This window comes from Saccharothrix sp. ALI-22-I (assembly GCF_001984175.1).
Taxonomy (GTDB): domain Bacteria; phylum Actinomycetota; class Actinomycetes; order Mycobacteriales; family Pseudonocardiaceae; genus Actinosynnema.
In genome coordinates this window covers 91,189-114,484 of the sequence record NZ_MTQP01000053.1, presented here as the reverse complement: position 1 = coordinate 114,484, position 23,296 = coordinate 91,189, and the positions used below count along the sequence as shown (strand labels likewise).

Here is a 23,296-nt window from a genome sequence, read left to right as displayed (position 1 = left end):
CAATCACATCAGGGTAGAGGTCCGCCCGCGGCGAGCGCGCACAGCTTGGCGAACTCGTCCGCGTCCAGGCTCGCACCACCCACGAGGGCGCCGTCGATGTCCTTCTGGGCGATGAGCTCGGCGATGTTGCCCGACTTGACCGACCCGCCGTAAAGCACCCGAACGGCCGAGGCGACGTCCTCGCCGTACAGCTCGGCGAGTTTGACCCGCAGCGCCGCGCACACCTCCTGCGCGTCGGCCGAGGAGGCGACCTTGCCGGTGCCGATGGCCCACACGGGCTCGTAGGCGACGACCACGTCGCGCACCTGCTCGGCGGTGAGGCCCTTGAGGCCGGCGACGAGCTGGTCGGTGCAGTGTTCGACGTGCCGGCCGGCCTCGCGGACGTCCAACTGCTCGCCGAGGCAGAAGATCGGGCTGATGCCGTGCTTGAGCGCCGCCTTGACCTTCTTGTTGACCAGCGCGTCGTCCTCGTTGTGGTACTCGCGCCGCTCGGAGTGGCCGACGGTGACGTAGGTGCAGCCGAGCTTGGCCAGCATCGGGCCGGACACGTCACCGGTGTAGGCGCCCGAGTCGTGCGGCGAGAGGTCCTGCGCGCCGTACTTGAGCTTCAGCTTGTCGCCGTCGCACAGGGTCTGCACGGACCGGATGTCGACGAACGGCGGCAGCACCGCGACCTCGACCTTGGCGAAGTACTTCTCCGGCAGGGAGAAGGCGATCTTCTGCACCAGGGCGATGGCCTCCAGGTGGTTGAGGTTCATCTTCCAGTTGCCCGCGATGAGCGGCTGACGCTGGGCCATCAGGACTCCAAGACCGAAACGCCGGGGAGCTCTTTGCCCTCCAGGTACTCCAGGGACGCCCCACCGCCGGTGGAGATGTGCGAGAACCCGTCCTCGGGCAGGCCGAGCGCGCGCACGGCCGCGGCCGAGTCGCCGCCGCCGACCACGGTGAACGCGTCGCTCTTGACCAGCGCCTCGGCCACCGCGCGGGTGCCGCCGGAGAACGCCTCGAACTCGAACACGCCCATGGGGCCGTTCCAGAACACGGTCTGCGCGTCGGCGAGCTTGGCCGCGAACAGCTCGCGGGTCGCGGGGCCGATGTCCAGGCCCTGCCGGTCGGCGGGGATGGCGTCGGTGGCGACGACCTCGAACTCCGCGTCGGGCGCGAAGTCGACGGCGGCGAGCACGTCGACCGGGAGCACCAGCTCCACGCCGCGCTTCTCGGCGTCGGCGAGGAAGCCGCGGACCTGGTCGAGCTGGTCTTCCTGGAGCAGCGAGCCGCCGACCTCGTGGCCCTGGGCCTTGAGGAAGGTGTAGGCCATGCCGCCGCCGATGAGCAGCTTGTCGACCTTGGACAGCAGGTTCGCGATGACGCCGAGCTTGTCGGAGACCTTCGCGCCGCCGAGGACCACGACGTACGGGCGCTTGAGGTCGTCGGTGAGCTTGCGCAGCACCTCGACCTCGGCCAGCACGAGCCCGCCCGCGTAGTGCGGGAGCTTCTTGGCCACGTCGTAGACGGAGGCCTGCTTGCGGTGCACGACGCCGAAGCCGTCGGAGACGAACGCGTCGGCCTTGGCGGCCAGCTCGTCGGCGAGGGCGGCGCGTTCGGCGTCGTCCTTGCTGGTCTCACGGGCGTCGAAGCGGATGTTCTCCAGCAGCACGACGGTGCCGTCACCGGCGGTCTCGGTGCCGATCTCGACCGGCCGGCCGAGGAGCTCACCGAGGCGCACCGCGACCGGCGCGAGGGAGAACTTGGGGTCGGGCTCGCCCTTGGGGCGGCCCAGGTGGGCGGCGACCAGGACGCGGGCGCCCGAGTCCACGAGCGCCTTGATGGTGGGCACCGAGGCGCGGACGCGGCCGTCGTCGGTGATCCTGTCGCCGTCGAGGGGGACGTTCAGGTCGGCGCGCACCAGGACGCGCCGACCCGAGACACCCTCGCTGAGCAGATCGTCGAGAGTCTTCACAGCGAGCTTCCCGCTTGTCGTCGTCAGAGCTTGCTGGCGACGAGGTTGACCAGGTCGGCGAGGCGGTTGGAGTAGCCCCACTCGTTGTCGTACCAGCCGACGACCTTGACCTGGTTGCCGATGACCTTGGTCAGCGGCGCGTCGTAGATGCACGACGCCGGGTCGGTGACGATGTCGGCCGACACGATCGGGTCGGTGTTGTAGCGCAGGTAGCCCTTGAGCGGACCGTCGGCGGCGGCCTTGTAGGCGGCGTTGACCTCGTCCACGGTGACCTCGCGGCCGACCGTGACGGTCAGGTCGGTGGCCGAGCCGGTGGGCACGGGCACGCGCAGGGCGTAGCCGTCGAGCTTGCCCTTGAGCTCGGGCAGGACCAGGCCGATCGCCTTCGCGGCACCGGTGCTGGTGGGCACGATGTTCAGCGCGGCGGCACGGGCGCGGCGCAGGTCCTTGTGCGGCGCGTCCTGGAGGTTCTGGTCCTGGGTGTAGGCGTGGATCGTGGTCATCAGGCCACGCTCGATGGTGAAGCTGTCGTGCAGCACCTTGGCCAGCGGGGCCAGGCAGTTCGTGGTGCACGAGGCGTTCGAGATGACCGTCTGCGAACCGTCGTACTGGTCGTCGTTCGCGCCCAGCACCACGGTGAGGTCCTCACCCTTGGCCGGCGCGGAGATGATGACCTTCTTGGCGCCACCCTCGTCGACGTGCTTGCGGGCGGCCGACGCGTCGGTGAAGAAACCGGTCGACTCGACGACGACGTCGACGCCCAGGTCCTTCCAGGGCAGCTTGCCGGGGTCGCGCTCGGCCAGCGCCTTGATGACCTTGCCGTCGACCGCGATGCCCTCGTCGGTGACGGTCACCTCGCCGTCGAGGCGGCCCAGGATGGAGTCGTACTTGAGCAGGTGGGCCATGGTGTTGACGTCACCGAGGTCGTTGAAGGCGACGATCTCGATGTCGTGCCCGCTGGCCTGAACGGCGCGCCAGAAGTTGCGACCGATGCGGCCGAAACCATTGACACCTACGCGAACCGTCACGGTGAGTCTCCTCGGTATTCGACTGGCGTTATCCGCCAGGGGCGTGCAGTCATGGGCTGACCAGGCAGCCGAGAGTCAGCCTAGCCTCCGGGCTGCGTCCCTGGTCACGTGGACCACCAGGATCTCTTTATCGAACAAGAAAATCCAGCTTGTCCGGCTTGTTACTTCGGAGTAACACCTCACCCGTGCACACGTACCTCCGGGTTACCCATCGGGGCGTTGGTTTCACGGCCGTCACGTTCTTCGTCCGCGGCCGGGGCCTTGCGCCGGCCGTCGAGGAACCAGTCGACCGAGAAGTTCCGCGACACGACCACCATCGCCAGCAGCACGACGAGGTAGGCCAGGAACCCGATCAGCAGCCCGACCCCGTACGCGCCGAACAGCGCGCTGCCCGCCGGGAACAGGGCGAGCACCGCTCCCGGCGCGCAGCAGGGCCAGTCGGGCGTCGCGGGTCGCCTCGCCGGCGGTCGCGCCGCGGGCGAGCAACGCGGGCAGCAGCCCGTCGGCGAACGCGCACGCCTGCTGCTCGCGCACGTCCACCTCGGTACCGACCACCCCCGCCGCGCCCGCCCAGAGCAGTCGGCCCACCAGCGGGAAGTCCTGGCCGACGCCCAGCGCGGCGGTGCTGCACCCGTTGAGCAGCACCAACGGCCGGGACCGCCACCGGCGGCGGAAGCCGCGGTCGAACTCGTACGAGGTCAGCGGGGTCTCGTCGAGGCGCAGCGCGACGTAGCCGACGCCGTTGGCGATGCCGCCGTGGCAGTACAGGTAGATCAGGCTCGGCTGGCTCGCGCGCAGCCCGTCCAGCAACGCCGCGCGGTGGTCGGCCTCCAGCCAGGAGACGCCGGGCAGCGCGTCCCGCACCCGGGTCAGGTGCGAGTCGAGTGCGGTGAACGCCGGGTCGGTCGCCCGCCCGAGCACCACCGCGGGCGGCGTCGGGTGCTCGGTCGGGCACGGGGGACGCGGTGCGGATCGCGTACCTCTGCGGCGGCATCCCGATCGCCTGGAGCGCCTACAAGATCACTGCGAGCGGCGGGACACGGTGTCCCGCCGCTCGTCGGTACGGGTCGCTAGACCTCGGCGTCCAGCATGTCCGCGGTCACCGCGGACTCGGTGTCGGGCATGCCCAGTTCCTTGGCCCGCTTGTCCGCCATCGCCAGCAGCCGCCGGATGCGGCCCGCCACCGCGTCCTTCGTCATCTGCGGCTCCGACAGCTGGCCCAGCTCCTCCAGCGACGCCTGGCGGTGCGCCAAGCGCAACTCGCCCGCCGCGGCCAGGTGGTCCGGCGCCTCGGCGCCCAGGATCTCCAGCGCGCGCTGCACCCTGGCCGCCGCCGCCACCGCCGCACGCGCCGAACGCCGCAGGTTGGCGTCGTCGAAGTTGGCCAGCCGGTTCGCCGTCGCCCGCACCTCGCGGCGCATCCGGCGCTCCTCCCACGCCAGCACGCTGTCGTGCGCGCCCAGCCTGGTCAGCATCGCGCCGATCGCGTCGCCATCCCTTATAACCACCCGCTCCGCGCCGCGCACCTCCCGCGACTTCGAGCCGATGCCCATCCGCCGCGCCGCGCCGACCAGCGCCAACGCCGCCTCCGGCCCCGGGCAGGTCACCTCCATCGAGGACGACCGCCCCGGCTCGGTCAGCGAGCCGTGCGCCAGGAACGCGCCGCGCCACGCCGCCTCGGCGTCGCACACCCCGCCCGACACCACCGGCGCGGGCAGCCCGCGCACCGGCCGACCGCGCGGGTCCAGCAGCCCGGTCTGCCGGGCCAGGCCCTCGCCGTCCTTGACCACGCGCACCACGAACCGGGTGCCCTTGCGCAAACCGCTGGACGTGACGGTGAACACGTCGGACTGGTGCCCGTACAGCTCGTGGATCTCCCGGCGCAGCCGCCGCGCCGTGGAGCCCAGGTCCAGCTCCGCCTCGACGACCACCCGCCCGCCGACGATGTGCAGGCCGCCCGCGAACCGCAGGAGCGAGGCGACCTCCGCGCGGCGGCAACAGGTCTTGGAGACGGCCAGCCTGCTCAGCTCGTCCTTCACCGCAGACGTCATCGCCACGGTGCCTCGCCTCCCCTGGTCGTACGATCTTCCTGGAGGGTTGTACTCGACGCCCCGCCGGTCCTGTCACCAGGGCCGGCCAACGCCCGCCGGATGCTCAACGCCAGCGCGGTCGGGTCGTGCCGGTCCGGCGCGCCCGCCACCGCGATCGGAGCGAGGTGCGCCGCGGCCCCGAGAGCTGCGGCGGCCCGGCCCAACCGGTCCGGAACCGGCACCGCGCCGACGTCCGCGATCACCGCGTCCACCCGCAGGGCGGGCGCGTGCTCGCACAGCACGTCGAGGTGCAGCTCCGGCGAGAAGCCTTCTGTTTCCCCCGGTTGGGGGACGAGGTTGAGCACCACGACCTTCCTGGCCGACGTCCGGATCAGCGCGTCGTGCAGCTCCGGCACCAGCAGGTGCGGCAGCACGCTGGTGAACCACGAGCCCGGCCCGAGCAGCACCACGTCCGCGCCGAGCACCGCCTCGACCGCCTGCGGGCAGCCGCGCGGCGCCTCACCCGGGCCGCCCGGACCGTAGAGCCGGATGCGCTGCACCCGGCCCGGCGTGGTGGCGATCGCGACCTGGCCGCGGATGCGGCGCACCACGTCGGCGTCCTCGTCCAGCCCGGTCACGTCGGCCTCGATCGACAACGGCTCGGTGCACATCGGCAGCACCCGGCCGCGCACGCCGAGCAGCCGTCCGGCCTCCTCCAGCACCGCGACCGGGTCGCCCAGCTGCTCCAGCAGACCGGCCAGCACCAGGTTGCCCACGGCGTGGCCGGCGAGCGCGCCGGTGCCGCCGAACCGGTGCTGGAACAGCCTCGCCCACAGCGCGCTGGACTCGTCCGGGCCGGCCAGCGCCACCATCGCCTTGCGCAGGTCACCGGGCGGCAGCAGGCCCAGCTCGCGGCGCAACCGCCCCGAGGAGCCGCCGTCGTCCGCGACCGTCACCACGGCCGTCACGTCGCCGGTCACCCTGCGCAGGGCGGTGAGGGTGGCGTGCAGCCCGTGCCCACCGCCCAGCGCTACCGCTTTCCAGCTCACTCGCGTCCCAGGTCCCGGTGCACGACCTTGACCGCCATGCCGTCCTCGCTGGCCAACCTGCCCGCCAGCTCCTCGGAGATGGCCACGCTGCGGTGCTTGCCGCCGGTGCAGCCGACCGCCAGCGTCAGGTACCGCTTGCCCTCGCGCCGGTAGCCGGCGCCGATGAGCCGCAGCAGCTCGTGGTAGCGGTCCAGGAACTCCTCCGCGCCCTCCTGCGTGAGCACGTAGTTGCGCACGTCGCCGTCCAGGCCGGTCTGCTCGCGCAGCTCCGGGATCCAGAACGGGTTGGGCAGGAACCGCACGTCCATCACCAGGTCGGCGTCCATCGGCAGGCCGTACTTGTAGCCGAACGACAGCACCGTGACGCGAGTGCGGGTGGCCGACTCGGTGCCGAACGTGTCCTCGATCTTGGCCCGCAGCTGGTGCACCGACAGCGCCGAGGTGTCCAGCACCAGGTCGGCCTCCTCACGCAGCGGCGTGAGCAGGATCCGCTCGTTCTCGATGCCGTCGGCCAGCCGCCCGTCGGCCTGCAACGGGTGGCCGCGCCGGACCGACTCGAACCGGCGGATCAGCACGTCGTCGGTGGCCTCCAGGAACAGCACCTTCGGCTTGTAGCCGCGCGCGTCCAGGTCCTTGATGACCGCCGCCAGGTCCTCGGTGAACGCGCGGCTGCGCACGTCCATCACCACCGCGACCCTGGTGATGGCGCCTCTGGCCTGCGCGCCCAGCTCCACCATGGTGGCGATCAGCTCGGGCGGCAGGTTGTCCACCACGAACCAACCGAGGTCTTCCAAGCACTTCGCGGCGGTGCTGCGGCCCGCTCCGGACAGGCCCGTCACCACCGCGACTTCGATGCCGGACTTCTCGCCGGCCGGTCCGCTCACTTGTGCTCCCGTCGGTGTTCGATTCCTGGCTCCGCCGTCAGTCGCCCGATTGTCGATGCCGTCGACGGTCCTTCGGTACCGGCCGCGCCCAGCGTCGCGTGCACGGCCTCCGCGGTGCGCCGGCCCACTCCGGGCACCACGCTGATCTCCTCGATGCTCGCCTCACGCAACTTCTTCAGTGAGCCGAAGTGCTTCAGCAGCGCGGCCTTGCGCGTCTGACCAAGACCCGGCACCTCGTCCAGCGCGGACGTCGTCATCCGCTTGGACCGCTTCTGCCGGTGGTAGGCGATCGCGAACCGGTGCGCCTCGTCGCGCACGCGCTGCAACAGGTACAGGGCTTCGCTGGTGCGCGGCAGGATCACCGGGTCGGGCTCGCCGGGCACCCAGACTTCCTCCAACCGCTTGGCCAGGCCGACCACCGCCACATCGGTGATGCCCAGCTCCGCCAGCACGTCGGAGGCTACCTGCGCCTGGGGCGCGCCGCCGTCCACGACCAGCAGGTTCGGCGCGTAGGCGAACTTGCGCGGCTTGCCCGTCTCCGGGTCGATGCCCGGCGTCGGGCCTTCGCGGTTCTCCTTGAGGTACGCCTGGAACCGCCGCCGCACCACCTCGGCGATCGAGCCGACGTCGCCCTGGTCGGCGCCCTCGCGGACGGCGAACCGGCGGTACTCGGACTTGCGCGCCAGGCCGTCCTCGAACACCACCAGCGAGGCCACCACGTCGGTGCCCTGCACGTGGCTGATGTCGGTGCACTCGATGCGCAGCGGCGCGGTGTCCAGGCCCAGCGCCTCCTGGAGCTCCTGCAGGGCCGCCGACCGGGCCGTCAGGTCGCCCGCGCGGCGCAGCTTGTGCTGCTGGAACGCCTCCTTGGCGTTGCGCTCCACCGTCTCCATGAGCGCCCGCTTGTCACCGCGCTGCGGCACGCGCAAGACCACCCGGCTGCCGCGCAGGTCCGACAGCCACTTCTCGACCGCCTCGGCGTCGTCGGGCAGTTCCGGCACCAGCACCTCGCGCGGCACCGGCGCCGACTCCACACCGCTGACCTGGGCGGACTCCACCTGCTCGCCGTAGAACTGGGTGACGAACTGGTCGACCAGGCCGGTCACGCCGGTCTCGTCCACCTTGTCGACCACCCAGCCGCGCTGGCCGCGCACCCGGCCGCCGCGCACGTGGAAGACCTGGACCGACACCTCCAGGTCGTCCTGCGCGAACGCGACCACATCGGCGTCCGTGCCGTCACCGAGGACCACCGCCTGCTTCTCCAAGGCGCGCTTGAGCGCGGCCTGGTCGTCGCGCAGGCGGGCGGCCTTCTCGAATTCGAGCTCCTCGGCGGCGGCCGTCATCTCGCGTTCGAGGCGACGCACCATCGAGTCGGTCCTGCCGGCGAGGAAGTCGCAGAAGTCCTCGACGATATCGCGGTGCTCGTCCGCGTCGACCCGGCCCACGCACGGCGCGGAGCACTTGTCGATGTAGCCGAGCAGGCAGGGGCGGCCGATCTGGCCGTGGCGCTTGAACACGCCGGCCGAGCAGGTGCGCGCGGGGAAGACGCGGAGCAGGAGGTCGAGGGTTTCGCGGATCGCCCAGGCGTGCGCGTAGGGGCCGAAGTAGCGCACGCCCTTGCGGCGCGGGCCGCGGTAGACGTGCAGGCGCGGGAACTCCTCGTTCAACGTCACGGCGAGGACGGGGTAGGACTTGTCGTCGCGGTAGCGGACGTTGAAGCGGGGGTCGAACTCCTTGATCCAGTTGTACTCCAACTGGAGCGCTTCGACCTCGGTCCCGACCACGGTCCACTCGACACTCGCCGCGGTCGTCACCATCTGCCGGGTGCGCGGGTGCAGGCCCGCGACGTCGGCGAAGTACGAGTTCAGCCGTTGACGCAGGCTCTTGGCCTTGCCGACGTAGACCACACGACCGCCGACGTCGCGGAACTTGTACACGCCGGGGGCTTCGGGGATGGTGCCTGTCGCAGGGCGATAGGTCGACGGATCGGCCACGGCCCCAGCCTACGTGCGGCCACCGACAATCCATCGCGAGGCCGACCCCGCCCCGGACCGACCAGGTCTGCTACCGGACGCGGCGGGAGCCGGGTGGTCGGTGGCGCGGGTGTTGCTCGCGTCGCCGACCGCCCGGCTCCCGCCGTGGTGCCGTTGACCGTGCGTCGGACTCGGCTGGTCAGGCCAGGACGATCTGGCCTCCTTCTACCTTGACCGCGACCTCGGTCAGACCCTTGGTCGCCGGGCCCTTCGTCACCGCGCCGTCGGAGGCGTTGAACTGGCTGCCGTGGTTGGGACAGGTGATCACGCCGGACTCGGGCGGTTCGACGGCGGTGCCGGCGTGTGGGCAGGCGGCGTCGTAGGCCTTGATCGTGTCGCCGGTGCGGACCAGCACCAGTGGTTTGCTGGTGGACGGGTTGCCGGCGATCAGGCCGCCGCCGTCGGGGACATCGGCGAGCGCCGCGATCGACGCGGGGCCGCTCGGGGTGCTGCCGCCGCTGGGGGTCGTACCGCCCCCGGTGGTGCCGGCGCCGGTCGTCGTCTCGCTGCTGCACGCGGCCAGGCCGCCGGGCACGGCAAGTGCGACGAGGATGCCGCACATCATCGAGCGACGGGACAGCCCTGCCTTCTCAACGGAACTCAAAACAGGTCCTCCGCTACGTGGTGGGGTAGTTGTTCGGGATTACACACGCAATACGACACCACCAGTAGGGGGGTTCATCACTCCGCGTTCTTCGGAACGTTCTTCAGGAAATCAACACGTCCGCCCCGGACACGATCACCGCGACCTCGGTCAGCCCCCGCGGCGAGGGCCCGGACAGCACCGCCCCCGACGCCGGGTCGAACGCGCTGCGGTGCGTGGGGCACGTGATCACGCCGGCCGCGGGCGGGTTCACCGTCGTGCCCTGGTGCGGGCAGGCCGGGTTGAACACCCGGACCTCCGACTCCGAAGGCCTGACCAGCAGCAACTGGCCGTCAACGCCGACGTCGACCAACGCCCCGGACCCCACCGGCACGTCGGCGAGCCCGGCGATGCGGTCCCCCGGACGGGCGGAACCGACGCCGGGCCGACGTGCGGGCGCACCGGTGCCGCAGGCGGTCACGGGCACGCAGGCGGTCAGGGCGAGCAGTCCGCACAGCAGCGTCCGTCGGTCCACCCGCCCATCCTCGCCTACTGGTCCTTCGTCACCGCCGTCCGGGCCAGCGCCAGCACCGCGGTGAACGGCGGGAACCAGTGCCGCGAGTGCGACGGCGGGTTGGCCCACCTGAGCGACCCGTAGCGGGTCATGGTGGGCGGCAGCGCGATGCGCTGCGGCGAGCGGACGAACTGGACCTCGGCGGGCGCCTTCAGGTGCGTGGGCAGCAGGGCGACCAGCTCGGCGAGGAAGATCCAGTGCTCCCGCGGGCCGGGTATGACGGTGACCGGACCCGCGAGCATCCTGGCCTTGAGGTCGGCCAGGACCCGCGAGCCGATCCGGGCCGGCATGGCGATCGCGGTGGTGGCCGGGCCGAGCGGCAGGAAGACGCCCTGCTCGGTGACGGACACCTTCCAGCCCAACAGCCGGTAGCCCGCGATCGCCTCGCCGAGTGCCTGCTGGTGCGCGCGATCACGTGGCCCGAAGCGCGGTCCGGTGTCTGCGGTGCTGGCGGCAGTGATACTCATCGGCGGAGGTCCCTCCCCGGTCGGGTGGAGCGGGCGGTGTGCGCGGGGCCGCGAGGTCGTCCCGGCACTGGCACACACGCAGCGTCCGACGATCCGGCGCGCCACACCACACCGTCGTCGGGTCGAATCCATGCACCGGATGGATTCCGCTCATCCGCCACACGGCGTCACGGGGCCTCCAACCGGGGGTCTACCGCGTCTTATGCAGCAAATGCATGGACTCCTGATCACATCTCTATACACTGGTGACCACGCTCAGTGACGGGAGCGAGCCATGGAACGGAAAGCTCGGAGAGCACCCAGTACCAGGCGCGTATGTCCGTTGTGCGGGGCGTTGATCGCCGCCGACAACACCGACCGGCTCTGCCAGCGTTGTCGCCGCAACGCGCGGACGGAGCTCTACGGACCGCCCGAGGTCACCGGGGACTTCTGGGATCACGAGGCGATGGCCCCCGCGTTCGCCGACCGGAACATGGGTGCCCTCCTCGCCGCCTACCGGCACCACCCCCAGCACGTCAGCCGCGTCACCCAAGACCGCATGGCGTCCTGGTTGGGGATCTCCCAGGCACAGCTGTCGCGGTACGAGACCGGTGAGAACCCGATCGACCGGATCGACCGCCTGCGCCACTTCGCGCAGGTGCTCGGCGTCCCGGCCGACCGGCTGTGGTTCGACCGCGTCGGAATCCCAAGCCAGGCGGGCCCCGATCGCGGTGCCCCGCCCGATGTGCTCGGCGCGGCGTGGGACGCGTCGAGCATTGCCAGATCGGTCGAGGAGACGGCGAGGAACGACTTGGCGATCAGCAGACGAGCGGCGCTCACCGGAGCCGCCGCGGTGGCGATGGGTCCCGCACTGGTCGAACCGTTGCAGCGGTGGCTCCACCCTTTGCAGCCCCTGTCCAAGTGGTCGTCCAGCGCGGCGATCAGCGAGGAGGAGTTGGCGGCGCTGCAGCGCGTCGCCGACGGGCTGCGCGGGTGGGGCGGACGAGGCGGGTACGGGTTGGCGCGCAAGGCGGTGCTCGGGCAGTTGGAGGAACTGGCCGAGCGGTTGTCGCGCGCACCGGCGGGGCCGACGACGGAACGGGCCTTCTTCATCGGGGCCGAACTGTCCAAGGTCGCGGCGAGCATGTCGTGGGACGCGGGCATGCACGACGCCGCGCAGCGGTACTACGTGCTCGGCGTGCGCATGGCGAAAGCGGGGCGCAACGATCCGTTCGCCGCGCTGTGCCTGGCGGCGATGGCACGGCAGATGTTCGACCTCGGCCGCCCCGAGGACGGATTGGAGCTGGTGCAGCTGGGCCAGTACGGCACCAGGCGCACCGCCACACCGACGTTGCAGGCGCTCCTGCTGACCCGCGAGGCGTGGGCCTACGCCCAGATGGGTCAGGTCCGGGAGTTCCACCGCGCGGTCGGGCAGGCGCAGGACAGCTTCGCGCAGCGGCGGCCGGGTTCGGACCCGTGGTGGCTGGACACGTTCGACGAGGCGGAGCTGGAAGGGGTCATCGGCGCCCGGATGCGGGACCTGGCCGGGCACGACCCCAAGCAGGCGCCGGGTGCCGAGCAGCACATCCGGCGGGCGCTGAGCCTGCGTGACCCGGCCCGGGTGCGCAACCGGGCGTTCGACGTCATCGGGTTGGCCCGCACGAAGATGGTGGCGGGCGAGCCCGAGGAGGCGTGCGGGCTGATCCAGGAGGTGCTGCCGACGGCGGCCGGCCTGGCGTCCGGGCGGGTGGTGCGGAAGCTGCAGGACTTCGCCAAGGAGGCCGAGCGGCACCGCGACCTGGCGGTCGTGCGGGACGCGCGGGAGGCGATCCGCGGAGTCCGGACGGCCTAGCGATGCGGGTGGGAATCACCGGGCACAGCAAGCTGGCGCCCGATTGCGTCGACGCCGTGCGCACGGAGATCCGTGCGGCGTTGGAGGCCGAGGCGGCGGGCGGGTCACCCCTGGTCGGGGTGACCTGCCTGGCGCCGGGCGCGGACCAGCTGTTCGCCCGGGTGGTGCTGGAGCTGGGCGGGCGGGTCGAGGTGGTGCTGCCCGCGATGGACTACCGGGAGAAGCTCAAACCGGAGAAACGGGCGGAGTACGACGAGCTGCTGGCGCGGGCGCACGTGGTGAGCGTGCTGCCCAACGAGCTGTCCGGGCGGCACGCGTACGTGATGGCGAACGAGCGGATGCTCGCGTCGGTCGAGCTGCTGATCGCGGTGTGGGACGGCCAACCGCCGGACGGGCGCGGCGGCACGGCGGACGTCGTGGAGACCGCGCGGGCGTCGGGCGTGCCGGTGGTGGTCGTGTGGCCGGAGGGCGCCAGCCGCGGCTAGCCGTAACGGGAAGCGGACCGTAGTTGTCCGCGATGGCCGGCAGACTTCGACACATGCTGGAAACCTCGGCTCGTCTGCTCAAGCTGCTGTCGTTGTTGCAGGTGCGCCGGGACTGGACCGGTGCGGACCTGGCGCAGCGGCTGGGTGTGGACGTGCGGACCGTGCGCCGGGACGTGGACAAGCTGCGCAACCTCGGCTACCCCGTGAACGCGTCACCGGGTGTGGCGGGCGGCTACCAGTTGGGTGCGGGGGCCGAGTTGCCGCCGCTGCTGTTGGACGACGACGAGGCCGTGGCGGTCGCGGTCGGGTTGCGGACGGCGGCGAACGGGACCGTGGCGGGCATCGAGGAGACGTCCGTGCGGGCGTTGGCCAAGCTGGAGCAGGTGCTGCCGTCCCGGCTGCGCCGTCGGGTGAACGCGCTGCAGGCGCACACCATCTCGCTGATGGGCGCCGTCACCCGGGTGGATCCGGCCACGCTCACCGCGATCGCCGGCGCGTGCCGCGACCACCAGCGGCTGCGGTTCCCGTACGCCGGGCGCGACGGCGGCACGCGGCGGCACGTGGAGCCGTTGGGCCTGGCCCACACCGGGCGGCGGTGGTACCTGGTGGCGTGGGACGTGGACAAGGCGGACTGGCGCACGTTCCGGGTGGACCGGATCGAGGAGGAGCCGACGCTCGGTGCCCGGTTCACGCCGCGTGAGCCGCCGGCGGAAGACCTGGCGTCGTACGTGTCGCGGCAGTTGTCCGTCGCGCCGTACACCCACCAGGCGCGGTTGGTGATGCACGCGCCGTACGACGTGGTGGCGTCCCGGACGTCGAAGACGTCGGTGCACCTGGAGCGGATCGACGACGAGCGGACGTTGCTGACCGTCGGCACGCCGTCGTTGGAGGAGCTGGGGCTGTGGATCGGGATGATCGGCGTCGACTTCGAGGTGGAGGGTCCGGAAGAGCTGAAACAGCACCTCCGGACCCTCGGCGAACGCTTCCTGCGGGCCTCCGGCCAGACCTGACCGGCGGGGTACGGGTTACGGGGTGCGGGCCAGGCGGTAGGCGGCGGCGCCGATGAGTTCCAGGGAGATCTGGAGGCGGTCGGTGCTCACGTTCTGCGCGATCGTGTCCTCGGGGGTGTGGTAGAGCGGTTCCAGCTCGTGCGGGCCGCCCTCGCCGCGCCAGCTGAAGTTCGCCGCGGCGATCTTGCGCTCGTGGAACGGCACGTGGTCGCTGCTGCCGCGCGGCACCGGGCCGTGCACCTGCGCGCCGTAACCCAGGCGGGCGGCGGCCGCGGCGACCTGCGCGGTGGTGGCGTTGTCGCCGCCGTCCACCGAGAGCAGCCAGTACGCGGTGGCGGGGCCGTGGCTGGTGGCGACCATGTCGTTCTGGAACACGCCCGCGATGCGCGTGGCCTCGGCGTCGGCCAGTTGGCTCACGTAGTAGCGCGACCCGAGCAGACCCTGCTCCTCCGAACCCCACAGCGCGAACCGCAACGCCTTGTGCGTCGGCAGGTAGCGCAGCACGCGGGCCAGTTCGAGGGTCAGCACGGTGCCGCTGCCGTCGTCGTTCGCGCCGGGCGAGCCGGGCACGCTGTCGTAGTGCGCGGTCACCATGACCACGCCGTTGTCCCGGCCGGGGAACGTGGCCGACCGGTCGGCGATCACGTTGTACGAGGTCAGGCCCGCGAAGTGGGTGGTGGCCACGCTCACCGTGACGGCACCGGCCGCCCGCAGCCGCTCCACGTGCACCTGCGCGATGCCCAGCACCGGCACGGTGACGTTCGCGGTCAACGTCGGCGAGAACGCGCCGGTCTTGCCCGCCGGCGCCACGGTCACCCGCCCGATCAGCACCGCCGCCGCGCCCAGCCCCACCGCGTCCAGCACCGCGGTGGACCCGGCCGGCACGTTCACCAGCAGCGCGATCTTCCCGGTCAGGTCCGCGGGCAGCGACGCGCCGTTGTCCAGGTCCACGACCGGGCCGGTGGCGGTCGCGCCGAGCGCGCCGAACCGGGACGCGCCCGCGTTCCAGGTGTCCGACCCGACGGTCAGCTTGGACAGGTACTTGTCGGGCACGGTGAACGGCTGGAGCGTCACCTGGTACCGCAGATCACGCAGCACGGACGCGAGGTAGTCGCGGGCCCGGTGCTCGGACTCGGTGCCGCCGATGCGCTGGCCGATCCGGTCGCTGAGCACCCGCATGTGCTCCATCGCCCGGCGCGCCCGCACCCGGCCCACCACCGGGTAGTCGCCCAGCGCCAGGTCCGGCGCGCCGGACGCGCCGAGCCGCTGTGCCCGGGCCGCCGGGTTCAGGCCGAGCGTGACCGCTCCCGCCACCGCCGCCGCACCGGTCAGGAGTGAACGTCTGCGCATGTGAGGGCCCCCCAAGGTCGTAGATCACCCGAACCTAGGCAGGGGTCCGCACCCCGACAAGGGTGCCGATGGCTGACACCGGTCCACCATCGGCACCACGACGATCAGGGGTTACGCGGACGCGTCACACCGGCTAGAGCGGTCGGTCGGTGGCGGCGCGGTGGAGTTCGCGGAGCGCGCGCACGGCGGCCACCGCGTGATCGCGGTCCACGGCCTGCACGGCCATGATCGACACGTACTCGTCGTCGGGCAGTTCCAGCCGGGCCCACGACGCGCCGTCGGGGAACGACACGTGCAGCACGTCCGTCCACGCGAACCGGTGCGCGGTCACCACGTTGCGCACCTCGACGCCCTCGGCGTCGGCACGCACCCGCGGCCGGGTCAGCAGGAGGACACCGCAGGCCAGCAGGACACCCAGGCAGATCATCGCGATCTGGTCGGAGGCCCGGAAGATCACACCGGTCGGCGTGTCCCCCAGCAGCAGCCCGACCACGGTGAACACCACGACCAGGAACACCGCGCTGATCCCGGCGACCAGCCGGATCTTCTTGGGGCGGAACTCGACGGCGGCCACGGCGGTCTTCACGACTCCGCTCGCAGCCCGCGCAGCACGAGCGCCGTGTCCAACGCCGCCACGCACGCCTCGAAACCCTTGTCCTCCACCGAGTCCGGGAACCCGGCACGGGCCAGCGCCTGGTCCTCGTCGTTGGTGGTGAGCACCCCGTTGCCGACCGGCGTCGAGGAATCGAGCGCGACCCTGGTCAACCCCGCGGTCACCGCGTCGCACACGTACTCGAAGTGCGGCGTGCCGCCCCGGATCACCACGCCCAGCGCCACCACGGCGTCGTGCGTGCGGGCCAGCTCCTGCGCCACCACCGGCAGCTCCACCGCGCCCGCGACCCGCACCACCGTGGGCGACGGGATACCGGCCTTCGAGGCCGTGGCCAACGCCCGCTCGACCAGGTTGTCGGTGATCCTGGTGTGCCAGCGCGTGGCCACCACGGCCAGCGTCAGCCCCGCCGCGTCGGGGACGGCGTCCTCGGGACGCCCTTCGCCGCTCATTCCGCTCCCTCCGTGGTCGACACCACCGCGCCGCCCTGGCTCAACGCCTCGTACTGCTCCAGCTGGTGCAGCTCGTGCCCCATCCGGTCGCGCTTGGTGCGCAGGTACCGCAGGTTCTCCGGGTTGGGCGAGATCGGCAGCGGCACCCGCTCCAGCACCTTGAGCCCGTAACCCTCCAGCCCCACCCGCTTGGCCGGGTTGTTGGTCAGCAGCCGCATCGACTTGATGCCCAGCGAGCACAGGATCTGCGCGCCGGTGCCGTAGTCGCGGGCGTCCGCGGGCAGGCCGAGGCCCAGGTTCGCGTCCACCGTGTCCGCGCCGTCGTCCTGCAGCTGGTAGGCCTGCAACTTGTGCATCAGGCCGATGCCGCGGCCCTCGTGCCCGCGCATGTAGAGCACGACACCGCGCCCCTGCGCGGCCACCACCTCCAGCGCCGCGTCCAGCTGGGGGCCGCAGTCGCAGCGCAGCGAGCCGAACACGTCGCCGGTCAGGCACTCGGAGTGCACCCGGACCAGCACGTCCTCGCCGTCCCCCAGCTCGCCGTAGACCATCGCGATGTGCTCGATGCCGTCGAGCTTGCTGTCGTAGCCGACCGCGGTGAACGTGCCGTGCGCGGTCGGGATGCGCGCCTCGGCGACCCGCTCCACCTGGGTCTCCATCCGCCGCCGGTAGGCGATCAGGTCGGCGATGGTGATCAGCACCAGGTCGTGCTTGCGGACGAACAGCTCCAGGTCGTCGCGTCGGGCCATCGTGCCGTCGGCGTTGGCGATCTCGCAGATCGCACCGGCCGGGCGCAGGCCCGCCATCCGGGCCAGGTCCACCGCCGCCTCGGTGTGGCCCGCGCGGCGCAGCACGCCGCCCTCCTTGGCGCGCAGCGGGAACACGTGGCCGGGACGCACCACGTCCCGTGCGGTCGTCGCGGGGTCGGCGAGCAACCGGATCGTGCGCGCGCGGTCGGTGGCGGAGATGCCCGTGGTGACGCCTTCACGGGCATCGACCGACACGGTGAACGCCGTGCCCATCCGCTCGGTGTTGTTCCCGACCATCAGGTCGATGCCCAGCCGGTCCAGCGCCTCGGGCTCCATCGGCGTGCACAGCAGGCCCCGGCACTCGGTCATGGTGAACGCGACCAGCTCCGGCGTGGCCTTCTCCGCGGCGAAGATGAGGTCGCCCTCGTTCTCGCGGTCCTCGTCGTCCACGACCACGACGGGCCGGCCCGCAGCGATGTCGGCTATGGCCCGTTCGATATCGGCGAAGTGGTTCACCGGGCCTCCTCGGCGCGGAGGTGGGTGCCCTGGGAATAGGGTGCGGTGAGCCGCTCGACGTACTTCGCCAGCACGTCCACCTCCAGGTTGACGTGGTCGCCCGGCGCGCGCCGGCCGAGGGTGGTCAGCTCCAGCGTGGTCGGGATGAGACTGACCGAGAACTCCTGCTCGGACACCGCCATGACGGTCAGCGACACGCCGTCCACGGTGATCGAGCCCTTCTCCACCACGTACCGCGCCAGCCCCGGCGGCAGTCCGATGTGGACGACCTCCCAGTGCTCGGACTTCTCCCGGGCCAGCACCACGCCGGTGCCGTCCACGTGGCCCTGCACGATGTGGCCGCCCAGGCGCTGGCCGACGGCGGCGGCGCGCTCCAGGTTGACCTTGTCGCCCTCGGTCACCTTGGCCAGACTGCTGCGGGTCAGCGTCTCGCGCATCACGTCCGCGGTGAACGCGCCTCCGGCGACGTCCACCACGGTGAGGCACACGCCGTTGACCGATATCGAATCGCCGTGTTTCGCGTCGCTGGTCACCAACGGGCCCGCGATGGTGACGCGGGCCGCATCCGGCAGATCGGCGACGGCGACGACCTCACCCAACTCCTCGACGATCCCGGTGAACACCGTTCCTCCTCTAGCGTCCGGCGCCGGATGGCATTACCGCGGAAACCCGTACGTCCGGTCCGCACATACTGACCTGCTCCACGACCAGTGCCACGGCGCCGGTGACGGTCGACACCCCGGCGTCCCGCAGTGCGGACGGGCCGTCGCCCAGGAACTTCGGGGCGAGGTAGGCGAGCACCCGGTCGATGCGGCCCGCTCCCGCGAACGCACCCGCCAGCGTAGGCCCGCCCTCCAGCAGCACGTCCACCACACCCCGCGCGGCCAGCGCGCCGAGCACCACGTCGGGGTCGTGCGTGCGCAGGTGCATGGTCTCCGCCTCGTCGTCCAGGACACGGGCCCCCGCCGGCAGGTCGCCGAGACCGACGACGACCCGCAGCGGCTGCCGGGTCACATCCTGCCCCGGACGCGTTCCCCGCGCGGTAAGTCTCGGGTCATCGGTGCGGACCGTGCCGGTGCCGACCATGATCGCGTCGATCTTCGTGCGCAGCTCGTGCACTTCGGCGCGGGACTGCTCGGAGCTGATCCAGCGGCTGGTGCCGTCGGCGGCGGCGACGCGGCCGTCCAGGGTGGCGGCGTACTTCCACGTCACGTGCGGGCGGCCGGTGCGGGCGTAGTGCAGCCAGGCGCGCAGCGGGCCGCGTTCGACCTCTTCGGCGAGCAGGCCGGACTCGACCCGGACGCCGGCCGCGCGCAGCACGTCCGCTCCCCCGGCCGCCTTCGGGTTCGGGTCCGCGACGGCGTGCACCACGCGTGCCACGCCCGCGTCGAGCAGCGCCTGCGTGCACGGCGGGGTGCGGCCGTGGTGGGCGCACGGCTCCAGCGTGACGAACGCGGTGCCGCCTCTGGCCCGGTCACCGGCCTGGGCGAGGGCCACGACCTCGGCGTGCGCCCCACCGGGCGGCCGGGTCGCGCCTTCGCCGACGGGTTCGCCGTCGGCGTCCAGGACCACGCAGCCGACCGGGGGGTTCGGGCTGGTGGTGCCGCGGACCCGTTCACTGGCCGCGATGGCCAGCGCCATCGCCTCGTCCGCGTTCACCGGGCCCGCGTCGCCTGCGCGCGCAGCCGCTCCAGGGCCGCACCGGGGTCCGCGGCGTCGTAGACGGCGGAACCGGCCACGAAGCAGTCCACGCCCGCCTCGGCCGCCTGCTCGATGGTGTCGGCGTTGATGCCGCCGTCGATCTCGATGACCAGCTTGAGGTGGCCGGTGTCGACCAGGCGGCGCGCGGCGCGCACCTTGTCCAGCACCTCGGCCATGAACGACTGGCCGCCGAAGCCCGGCTCCACCGACATGACCAGCAGCGTGTCGTAGTGCTTGAGCACCTCGACGTAGGGCTCCAGCGGGGTGCCCGGCTTGAGCGACAGGCCGGCCTTCGCGCCCGCCGCGCGCAGGTTCTTGGCCAGCTGCACCGGGTCGTTGGCGGCCTCGACGTGCACCGTCACGTTGTACGCGCCGGCCTCCGCGTACGGGATGGCCCAGCGGTCCGGGTCGTCGATCATGAGGTGGCAGTCCAGCGGCAGGTCGGTCGCCTTGCGCAGCGATTTCACCACCGGCAGGCCGATGGTCAGGTTCGGCACGAAGTGCGCGTCCATGACGTCCACGTGCAGCCAGTCGGCGGACGCCACGGCGGCGGCCTCGTCGGCGAGTCGGGCGAAATCGGCGGACAGGATGCTCGGGGCGATCATCGGCTGGACCACGGCTGGTGAGTCTAGGCTTCCTCGATTGCCCGGACCTCACGGGAGGCATGTTCCACCTCACCACCCCCAACGCCCGTCCGCCCGCTCCGACCTGCCTTTTTCCGACTACTCACGCAGGTAGTTCCCTCGCGGTGTGGTGGCCATTACGTTCGAGGCCGAGGGCAGCAACTGGGGAGCACTGGGGATGAATGCCGAATTCCGTCACAAGATCGCACTGGTCACGGGAGCCTGTTCACCGCTGGGCGCCGAGGTGGTCGAGTCGCTGGCCAGGCAGGGCGCGCTGGTCGCGGCCGTGGACAGCGACGGGGCGAGACTCGCGGACCTGGTCGAACGGCTCCAGGACCAGCGGCTGCGGCTCGCCGGGCGGCAGATCGACGTGACGTCGAGCGCGGCCGTGGACGCGTTGGTCGACCAGGTGGAGCGCGAGTTCGGCGCGATCGACGCGCTGGTGGCGATGGCGGGCGCGCTGCGGCCCGGTCCGGCGCTGTCCATCACGGACGAGGACTGGGCGCACAGCTTCGCGGTGAACGTGGACGGCGTGTTCAACGTCTCGCGGGCGGTCGCGTCGCGCATGGTCGGGCGCGGTCGCGGGACGATCGTGATGGTGCCCGCGCACGTCGTGGCGGTGCCCCGGTCGGGCATCGCGGCGTACGCGGCGTCACGGGCGGCGGCGGTGGCCTACACCGAGTGCCTGGCCGTGGAGGTCGCGCCACACGGGGTGCACTGCGCGGTGGTCGCGCCGGCGGACGTGCGGCGGGTGGCCGACGAGGTGCGGTTCCTCCTCGCGGACACCGTGTCGGACCCGATGTCGGACGCCCTCGGGGCGTGAAATCGCGGGCGTGAAGTCGCGGGCCTGAAGTCGCGAGCGTGAAGTCGCGGTTGGTCAGACCGTCGAGGTCTCGGCGGTCTCCTGCTCGTGCGCCAACCGCGCCAGCTCCACCCGCGAGCTGATCCCGAGCTTCTTGAAGATGCCCCGCAGGTGGTAGTTCACCGTGTGCGGTGACACGAACAGCTGCTTGGCCACCTGCCGGTTGGTCATCCCGGCCCCGACCAGCCGGGCGATATCGCGCTCCGGCTCCGACAGCCGCCCCCAGTCCTCGCCCGCGGCGGCCGCGGCGGTCCGCCCGGCGCGCCGGCGCAACCGGACCACCTCGCCGTCCGCGCCCATCCGCTCGAAGATCCGCAACGCCAGCGTGGCGTGCGCCGACGCCCGGTCCGGCTGCCCGGTCTCGGTGAGCAGCGCGGCCAGGTCCTCGTTCGCGTTCGCCTTGGCCCACGGGTGGCTGTGCCGTCCCGCCGCCGCCAGCAGCTCCTCCGCGTCGCGGTCCAGCAACGCCCGCGCGTGCCCGGCGGACACCGCCACGGCGTCGAAACCGGGGTTGTCGGCGGCCAGCCGCTCGGCCGCGCCGACCACGTCACCGGCCAGCCCGCTGTCGCCCACCGCCGACGCCTGCCGCACCAGCCACGGCGCGGCGCCCGGCTCCTCGATGAGCATCCGGCGAACGCCGTCGAGGTCGGCCATCCGTTCGCGGGCCAGTTCGGCGGCCCGCCCCGGCCCGCCCTGGGCCTGGGCCAGCAGCAGCTCCACCCAGTCGTACTGGCCGGAGTGCAGCACCGCCTCGCCCGCCGCCAGATCGGCCCGGTAGCGCCGCACGTGCTCGGCGGCCGCGGCAACCTCGCCCCGGTGCAACGCCACCGTCGCCAGCACGGTCGAGGCCAACGGCACCAGGATGCGCAGACCCCGATCACGGGCGGCGGACAGACCGCGGCGGGCCGCGACCAGCGCCTGGGCCAGCTTCCCGGCCTGCGTGAGCACCCTGGCCCGCGCGATCGTCCGGGCCGTCGGCGCGCCGGTGGTCACCGCTTCGTCATCGTCGTCGGGGACGTCGTCGCGCACCAGGCGTTCGGCGTTCTCGAACTCGCCCAGCGCCGACAGCTTCAACGCGAACGACACCGCCGCCTGCGACTGCCACCACGCGGTGGGCCGGTCGAGTTCCCAGCGAGTCGACTCGCGGCCCCAGTACATGCCCTCGGCGAGGTTCCCGGCGTTCCACTCCAGGCACGAGTGGACGGTCGCGGCCATCACCACGTCCGCGTCGCTGGGCTCCCGGTCGCGCGCGCTCAGCACGGACAGCGCGTGCGCGCCCGCCTGGCTGCCGGTGGCGAAGTACAGCGACAGCAGCCGTCCGGCCGAGGCCAGCCGGCGCAGCGGCTCGGACTCGCCGGTGCCGGCCAGCACGTGCTCCATCTCGGACGCCGCATCGGCGGGCCGGCCGTCGGCCAGCAGGATGCCCGCCAGCACCACGTGCAGCTCGGCGGCGGCGCCGGCGCGCACCCGTCGCGCCAGGCTGCCGCGGGCCAGCGCGATGGCGGAGCCCAGCTTGCCGCCGGCGGCCAGCGTGCGGACACCGTGCACGGCGAGCGTGCCCGGGTCCTCGACTTCGTGCTGCGCGGGCTTCTCCGGCGCGTCGCGCAACGGCGTGTGCAGCACCGCCGCGTCGTGCCGCAGGGCGTACAGCACCGACTCGGGCATCGACTCCACGACCGCCCGCCACACCAGGTCGGAGCCGAACTCCAGCCGTTCGTCGATGCACACCACCAGCCCGGAGGCCAGCACCTCGTCCACCGCCGGCAGCAACGCGGCCGCGGTCTCGCTCATCATCGTGGCCACCTCGTGCAGCAGGAACGACCTGCCGATCACGGCGGCCACCCGCAGCACCTGGGTGGCCTTGGCGGACAGCACGTCGACCTGCCCGCGCACCAGGCTGCTCACCCGGCGCGGCAGCCACCCGCCGCGCAGCCGGGCCACACCGTCGCGCACCTCCAGCTGCCCCTCCTCGCGCAGCCCGGTGACCAGTTCGGCGACCAGGCGCGGGTTGCCTCGGGCGGCAGCGATGAACGACGCCAGGTCCCAGTGCGGTGTCGCGTGGAGCAGGTCGGTGACCATCCGCTCGATCACGTCTTCGCCCACCGGGCCGAGCGGCAGCACGTCGCCGTGCGCGGTCAGGGCGCGCTGCACCTCGACGCCGGCCAGGGCGCCGGACAACGCGACCAGCGCGGTCACCCGCCGTTTCCGCAGACGGGGCAGCAGCGCGAGCAGGGCGGCCGGGTCCTTGTGCGCCTGGTCGACCGCGATCAGCGCGCGTGCGCCGCGATCGACCTCGGCCCGGTCCAGCGCCCGCCCCACGTCGACCGACGCCGCCAGCTGCTCACCGGAGACCAGGACGACGGTATGACCGCGGTCACGGGCGGCGTCCACCGCCTCGTGCAGCAGGAGTGTCTTGCCGGAGCACGGCGGGCCGTCGATGGCCAACAGGCCACCGGGTGCGGACAGGAAGCGGAGAACCGAAGCCCATTCACGATCCCG

At 72.3% G+C, this 23,296-nt stretch carries 23 protein-coding genes; 4 read left to right on the top strand and 19 right to left on the bottom strand.

The window, feature by feature from the left end:
* Window positions 1-8 precede the first annotated feature (8 nt).
* From tpiA to ALI22I_RS13100, 11 genes are all read right to left on the bottom strand, one after another.
* Window positions 9-797, bottom strand: coding sequence for a triose-phosphate isomerase (tpiA, locus tag ALI22I_RS13150; RefSeq protein ID WP_077005758.1), 789 nt, complete (start codon window positions 795-797; stop codon window positions 9-11).
* Window positions 797-1,960 (bottom strand): phosphoglycerate kinase, encoded by a 1,164-nt coding sequence (locus ALI22I_RS13145; protein WP_179118214.1) that lies wholly within the window; start codon window positions 1,958-1,960, stop codon window positions 797-799. The genes tpiA and ALI22I_RS13145 overlap by 1 nt, the downstream gene beginning before the upstream one ends.
* A 23-nt stretch (window positions 1,961-1,983) precedes the next feature.
* Complete coding sequence (gene gap / locus ALI22I_RS13140) at window positions 1,984-2,988, bottom strand: type I glyceraldehyde-3-phosphate dehydrogenase (RefSeq protein WP_073894620.1); 1,005 nt, start codon at window positions 2,986-2,988, stop codon at window positions 1,984-1,986.
* A 234-nt stretch (window positions 2,989-3,222) separates the two neighbouring features.
* Window positions 3,223-3,912, bottom strand: coding sequence for a CHAT domain-containing protein (locus tag ALI22I_RS13135; protein ID WP_077005757.1), 690 nt, complete (start codon window positions 3,910-3,912; stop codon window positions 3,223-3,225).
* Window positions 3,913-4,058: 146 nt separating this feature from the next.
* Window positions 4,059-5,045 carry a DNA-binding protein WhiA gene (gene whiA, locus ALI22I_RS13130; protein ID WP_077005756.1) on the bottom strand — a complete coding sequence of 329 codons (987 nt, stop codon included), beginning with the start codon at window positions 5,043-5,045 and terminating at the stop codon, window positions 4,059-4,061.
* On the bottom strand, window positions 5,036-6,067 hold the full coding sequence (locus ALI22I_RS13125) for a gluconeogenesis factor YvcK family protein (RefSeq protein WP_077005755.1): 1,032 nt from the start codon (window positions 6,065-6,067) through the stop codon (window positions 5,036-5,038). Before ALI22I_RS13125 ends, whiA begins: the two co-directional genes overlap by 10 nt.
* Window positions 6,064-6,921: an RNase adapter RapZ gene (rapZ, locus tag ALI22I_RS13120; RefSeq protein ID WP_077005814.1), complete on the bottom strand. Its 858-nt coding sequence runs from the start codon at window positions 6,919-6,921 to the stop codon at window positions 6,064-6,066. Before rapZ ends, ALI22I_RS13125 begins: the two co-directional genes overlap by 4 nt.
* Before the next feature lie 26 nt (window positions 6,922-6,947).
* Complete coding sequence (uvrC, locus tag ALI22I_RS13115; RefSeq protein ID WP_077005754.1) at window positions 6,948-8,945, bottom strand: excinuclease ABC subunit UvrC; 1,998 nt, start codon at window positions 8,943-8,945, stop codon at window positions 6,948-6,950.
* 178 nt (window positions 8,946-9,123) lie between these two features.
* Window positions 9,124-9,588, bottom strand: coding sequence for a Rieske (2Fe-2S) protein (locus ALI22I_RS13110; RefSeq protein ID WP_077005753.1), 465 nt, complete (start codon window positions 9,586-9,588; stop codon window positions 9,124-9,126).
* Between the two features lie 103 nt (window positions 9,589-9,691).
* Window positions 9,692-10,102 carry a Rieske (2Fe-2S) protein gene (locus ALI22I_RS13105; RefSeq protein WP_077005752.1) on the bottom strand — a complete coding sequence of 137 codons (411 nt, stop codon included), beginning with the start codon at window positions 10,100-10,102 and terminating at the stop codon, window positions 9,692-9,694.
* 14 nt (window positions 10,103-10,116) lie between these two features.
* Window positions 10,117-10,608, bottom strand: coding sequence for a hypothetical protein (locus ALI22I_RS13100; protein ID WP_077005751.1), 492 nt, complete (start codon window positions 10,606-10,608; stop codon window positions 10,117-10,119).
* A 274-nt stretch (window positions 10,609-10,882) separates the two neighbouring features.
* Between ALI22I_RS13100 and ALI22I_RS54640 the strand changes: the two genes are divergently transcribed.
* Genes ALI22I_RS54640 through ALI22I_RS13085 form a run of 3 tightly spaced genes read left to right on the top strand, consistent with a single transcriptional unit; the run spans window position 10,883 to window position 13,934 of the window.
* The gene (locus ALI22I_RS54640; protein ID WP_077005750.1) at window positions 10,883-12,439 is read left to right on the top strand and encodes a helix-turn-helix domain-containing protein; all 1,557 of its coding nucleotides are present in this window, start codon (window positions 10,883-10,885) and stop codon (window positions 12,437-12,439) included.
* Between the two features lie 2 nt (window positions 12,440-12,441).
* The gene (locus ALI22I_RS13090) at window positions 12,442-12,924 is read left to right on the top strand and encodes a hypothetical protein (protein ID WP_077005749.1); all 483 of its coding nucleotides are present in this window, start codon (window positions 12,442-12,444) and stop codon (window positions 12,922-12,924) included.
* 53 nt (window positions 12,925-12,977) lie between these two features.
* Window positions 12,978-13,934 carry a helix-turn-helix transcriptional regulator gene (locus ALI22I_RS13085; protein ID WP_077005748.1) on the top strand — a complete coding sequence of 319 codons (957 nt, stop codon included), beginning with the start codon at window positions 12,978-12,980 and terminating at the stop codon, window positions 13,932-13,934.
* 15 nt (window positions 13,935-13,949) lie between these two features.
* On the opposite strand, the gene ALI22I_RS13080 is transcribed toward ALI22I_RS13085, so the two are convergent.
* From ALI22I_RS13080 to rpe, 7 genes are all read right to left on the bottom strand, one after another.
* Entirely contained in the window at window positions 13,950-15,284 is a 1,335-nt protein-coding gene (locus tag ALI22I_RS13080) for a M28 family peptidase (RefSeq protein ID WP_143532164.1), read from the bottom strand.
* A gap of 133 nt (window positions 15,285-15,417) precedes the next feature.
* Entirely contained in the window at window positions 15,418-15,858 is a 441-nt protein-coding gene (locus ALI22I_RS13075; RefSeq protein ID WP_143532171.1) for a PH domain-containing protein, read from the bottom strand.
* Window positions 15,859-15,866: 8 nt separating this feature from the next.
* Window positions 15,867-16,346: a 6,7-dimethyl-8-ribityllumazine synthase gene (ribH, locus tag ALI22I_RS13070; protein WP_077005745.1), complete on the bottom strand. Its 480-nt coding sequence runs from the start codon at window positions 16,344-16,346 to the stop codon at window positions 15,867-15,869.
* Entirely contained in the window at window positions 16,343-17,611 is a 1,269-nt protein-coding gene (locus tag ALI22I_RS13065; RefSeq protein ID WP_077005744.1) for a bifunctional 3,4-dihydroxy-2-butanone-4-phosphate synthase/GTP cyclohydrolase II, read from the bottom strand. Before ALI22I_RS13065 ends, ribH begins: the two co-directional genes overlap by 4 nt.
* On the bottom strand, window positions 17,608-18,234 hold the full coding sequence (locus ALI22I_RS13060; protein WP_077005743.1) for a riboflavin synthase: 627 nt from the start codon (window positions 18,232-18,234) through the stop codon (window positions 17,608-17,610). Before ALI22I_RS13060 ends, ALI22I_RS13065 begins: the two co-directional genes overlap by 4 nt.
* A 10-nt stretch (window positions 18,235-18,244) precedes the next feature.
* Window positions 18,245-19,252, bottom strand: a complete 1,008-nt coding sequence (gene ribD / locus ALI22I_RS13055; RefSeq protein ID WP_077005813.1) for a bifunctional diaminohydroxyphosphoribosylaminopyrimidine deaminase/5-amino-6-(5-phosphoribosylamino)uracil reductase RibD — start codon at window positions 19,250-19,252, stop codon at window positions 18,245-18,247.
* A gap of 14 nt (window positions 19,253-19,266) precedes the next feature.
* Complete coding sequence (gene rpe, locus ALI22I_RS13050; protein WP_077005812.1) at window positions 19,267-19,917, bottom strand: ribulose-phosphate 3-epimerase; 651 nt, start codon at window positions 19,915-19,917, stop codon at window positions 19,267-19,269.
* Window positions 19,918-20,113: 196 nt separating this feature from the next.
* Here rpe and ALI22I_RS13045 point away from each other — a divergent pair, with 196 nt between their 5' ends.
* Window positions 20,114-20,758: an SDR family NAD(P)-dependent oxidoreductase gene (locus tag ALI22I_RS13045; RefSeq protein ID WP_143532163.1), complete on the top strand. Its 645-nt coding sequence runs from the start codon at window positions 20,114-20,116 to the stop codon at window positions 20,756-20,758.
* 54 nt (window positions 20,759-20,812) lie between these two features.
* Here the strand turns inward: ALI22I_RS13045 and ALI22I_RS13040 are convergent, their stop codons facing one another.
* Window positions 20,813-23,242: a helix-turn-helix transcriptional regulator gene (locus tag ALI22I_RS13040; protein WP_179118213.1), complete on the bottom strand. Its 2,430-nt coding sequence runs from the start codon at window positions 23,240-23,242 to the stop codon at window positions 20,813-20,815.
* Window positions 23,243-23,296 lie beyond the last annotated feature (54 nt).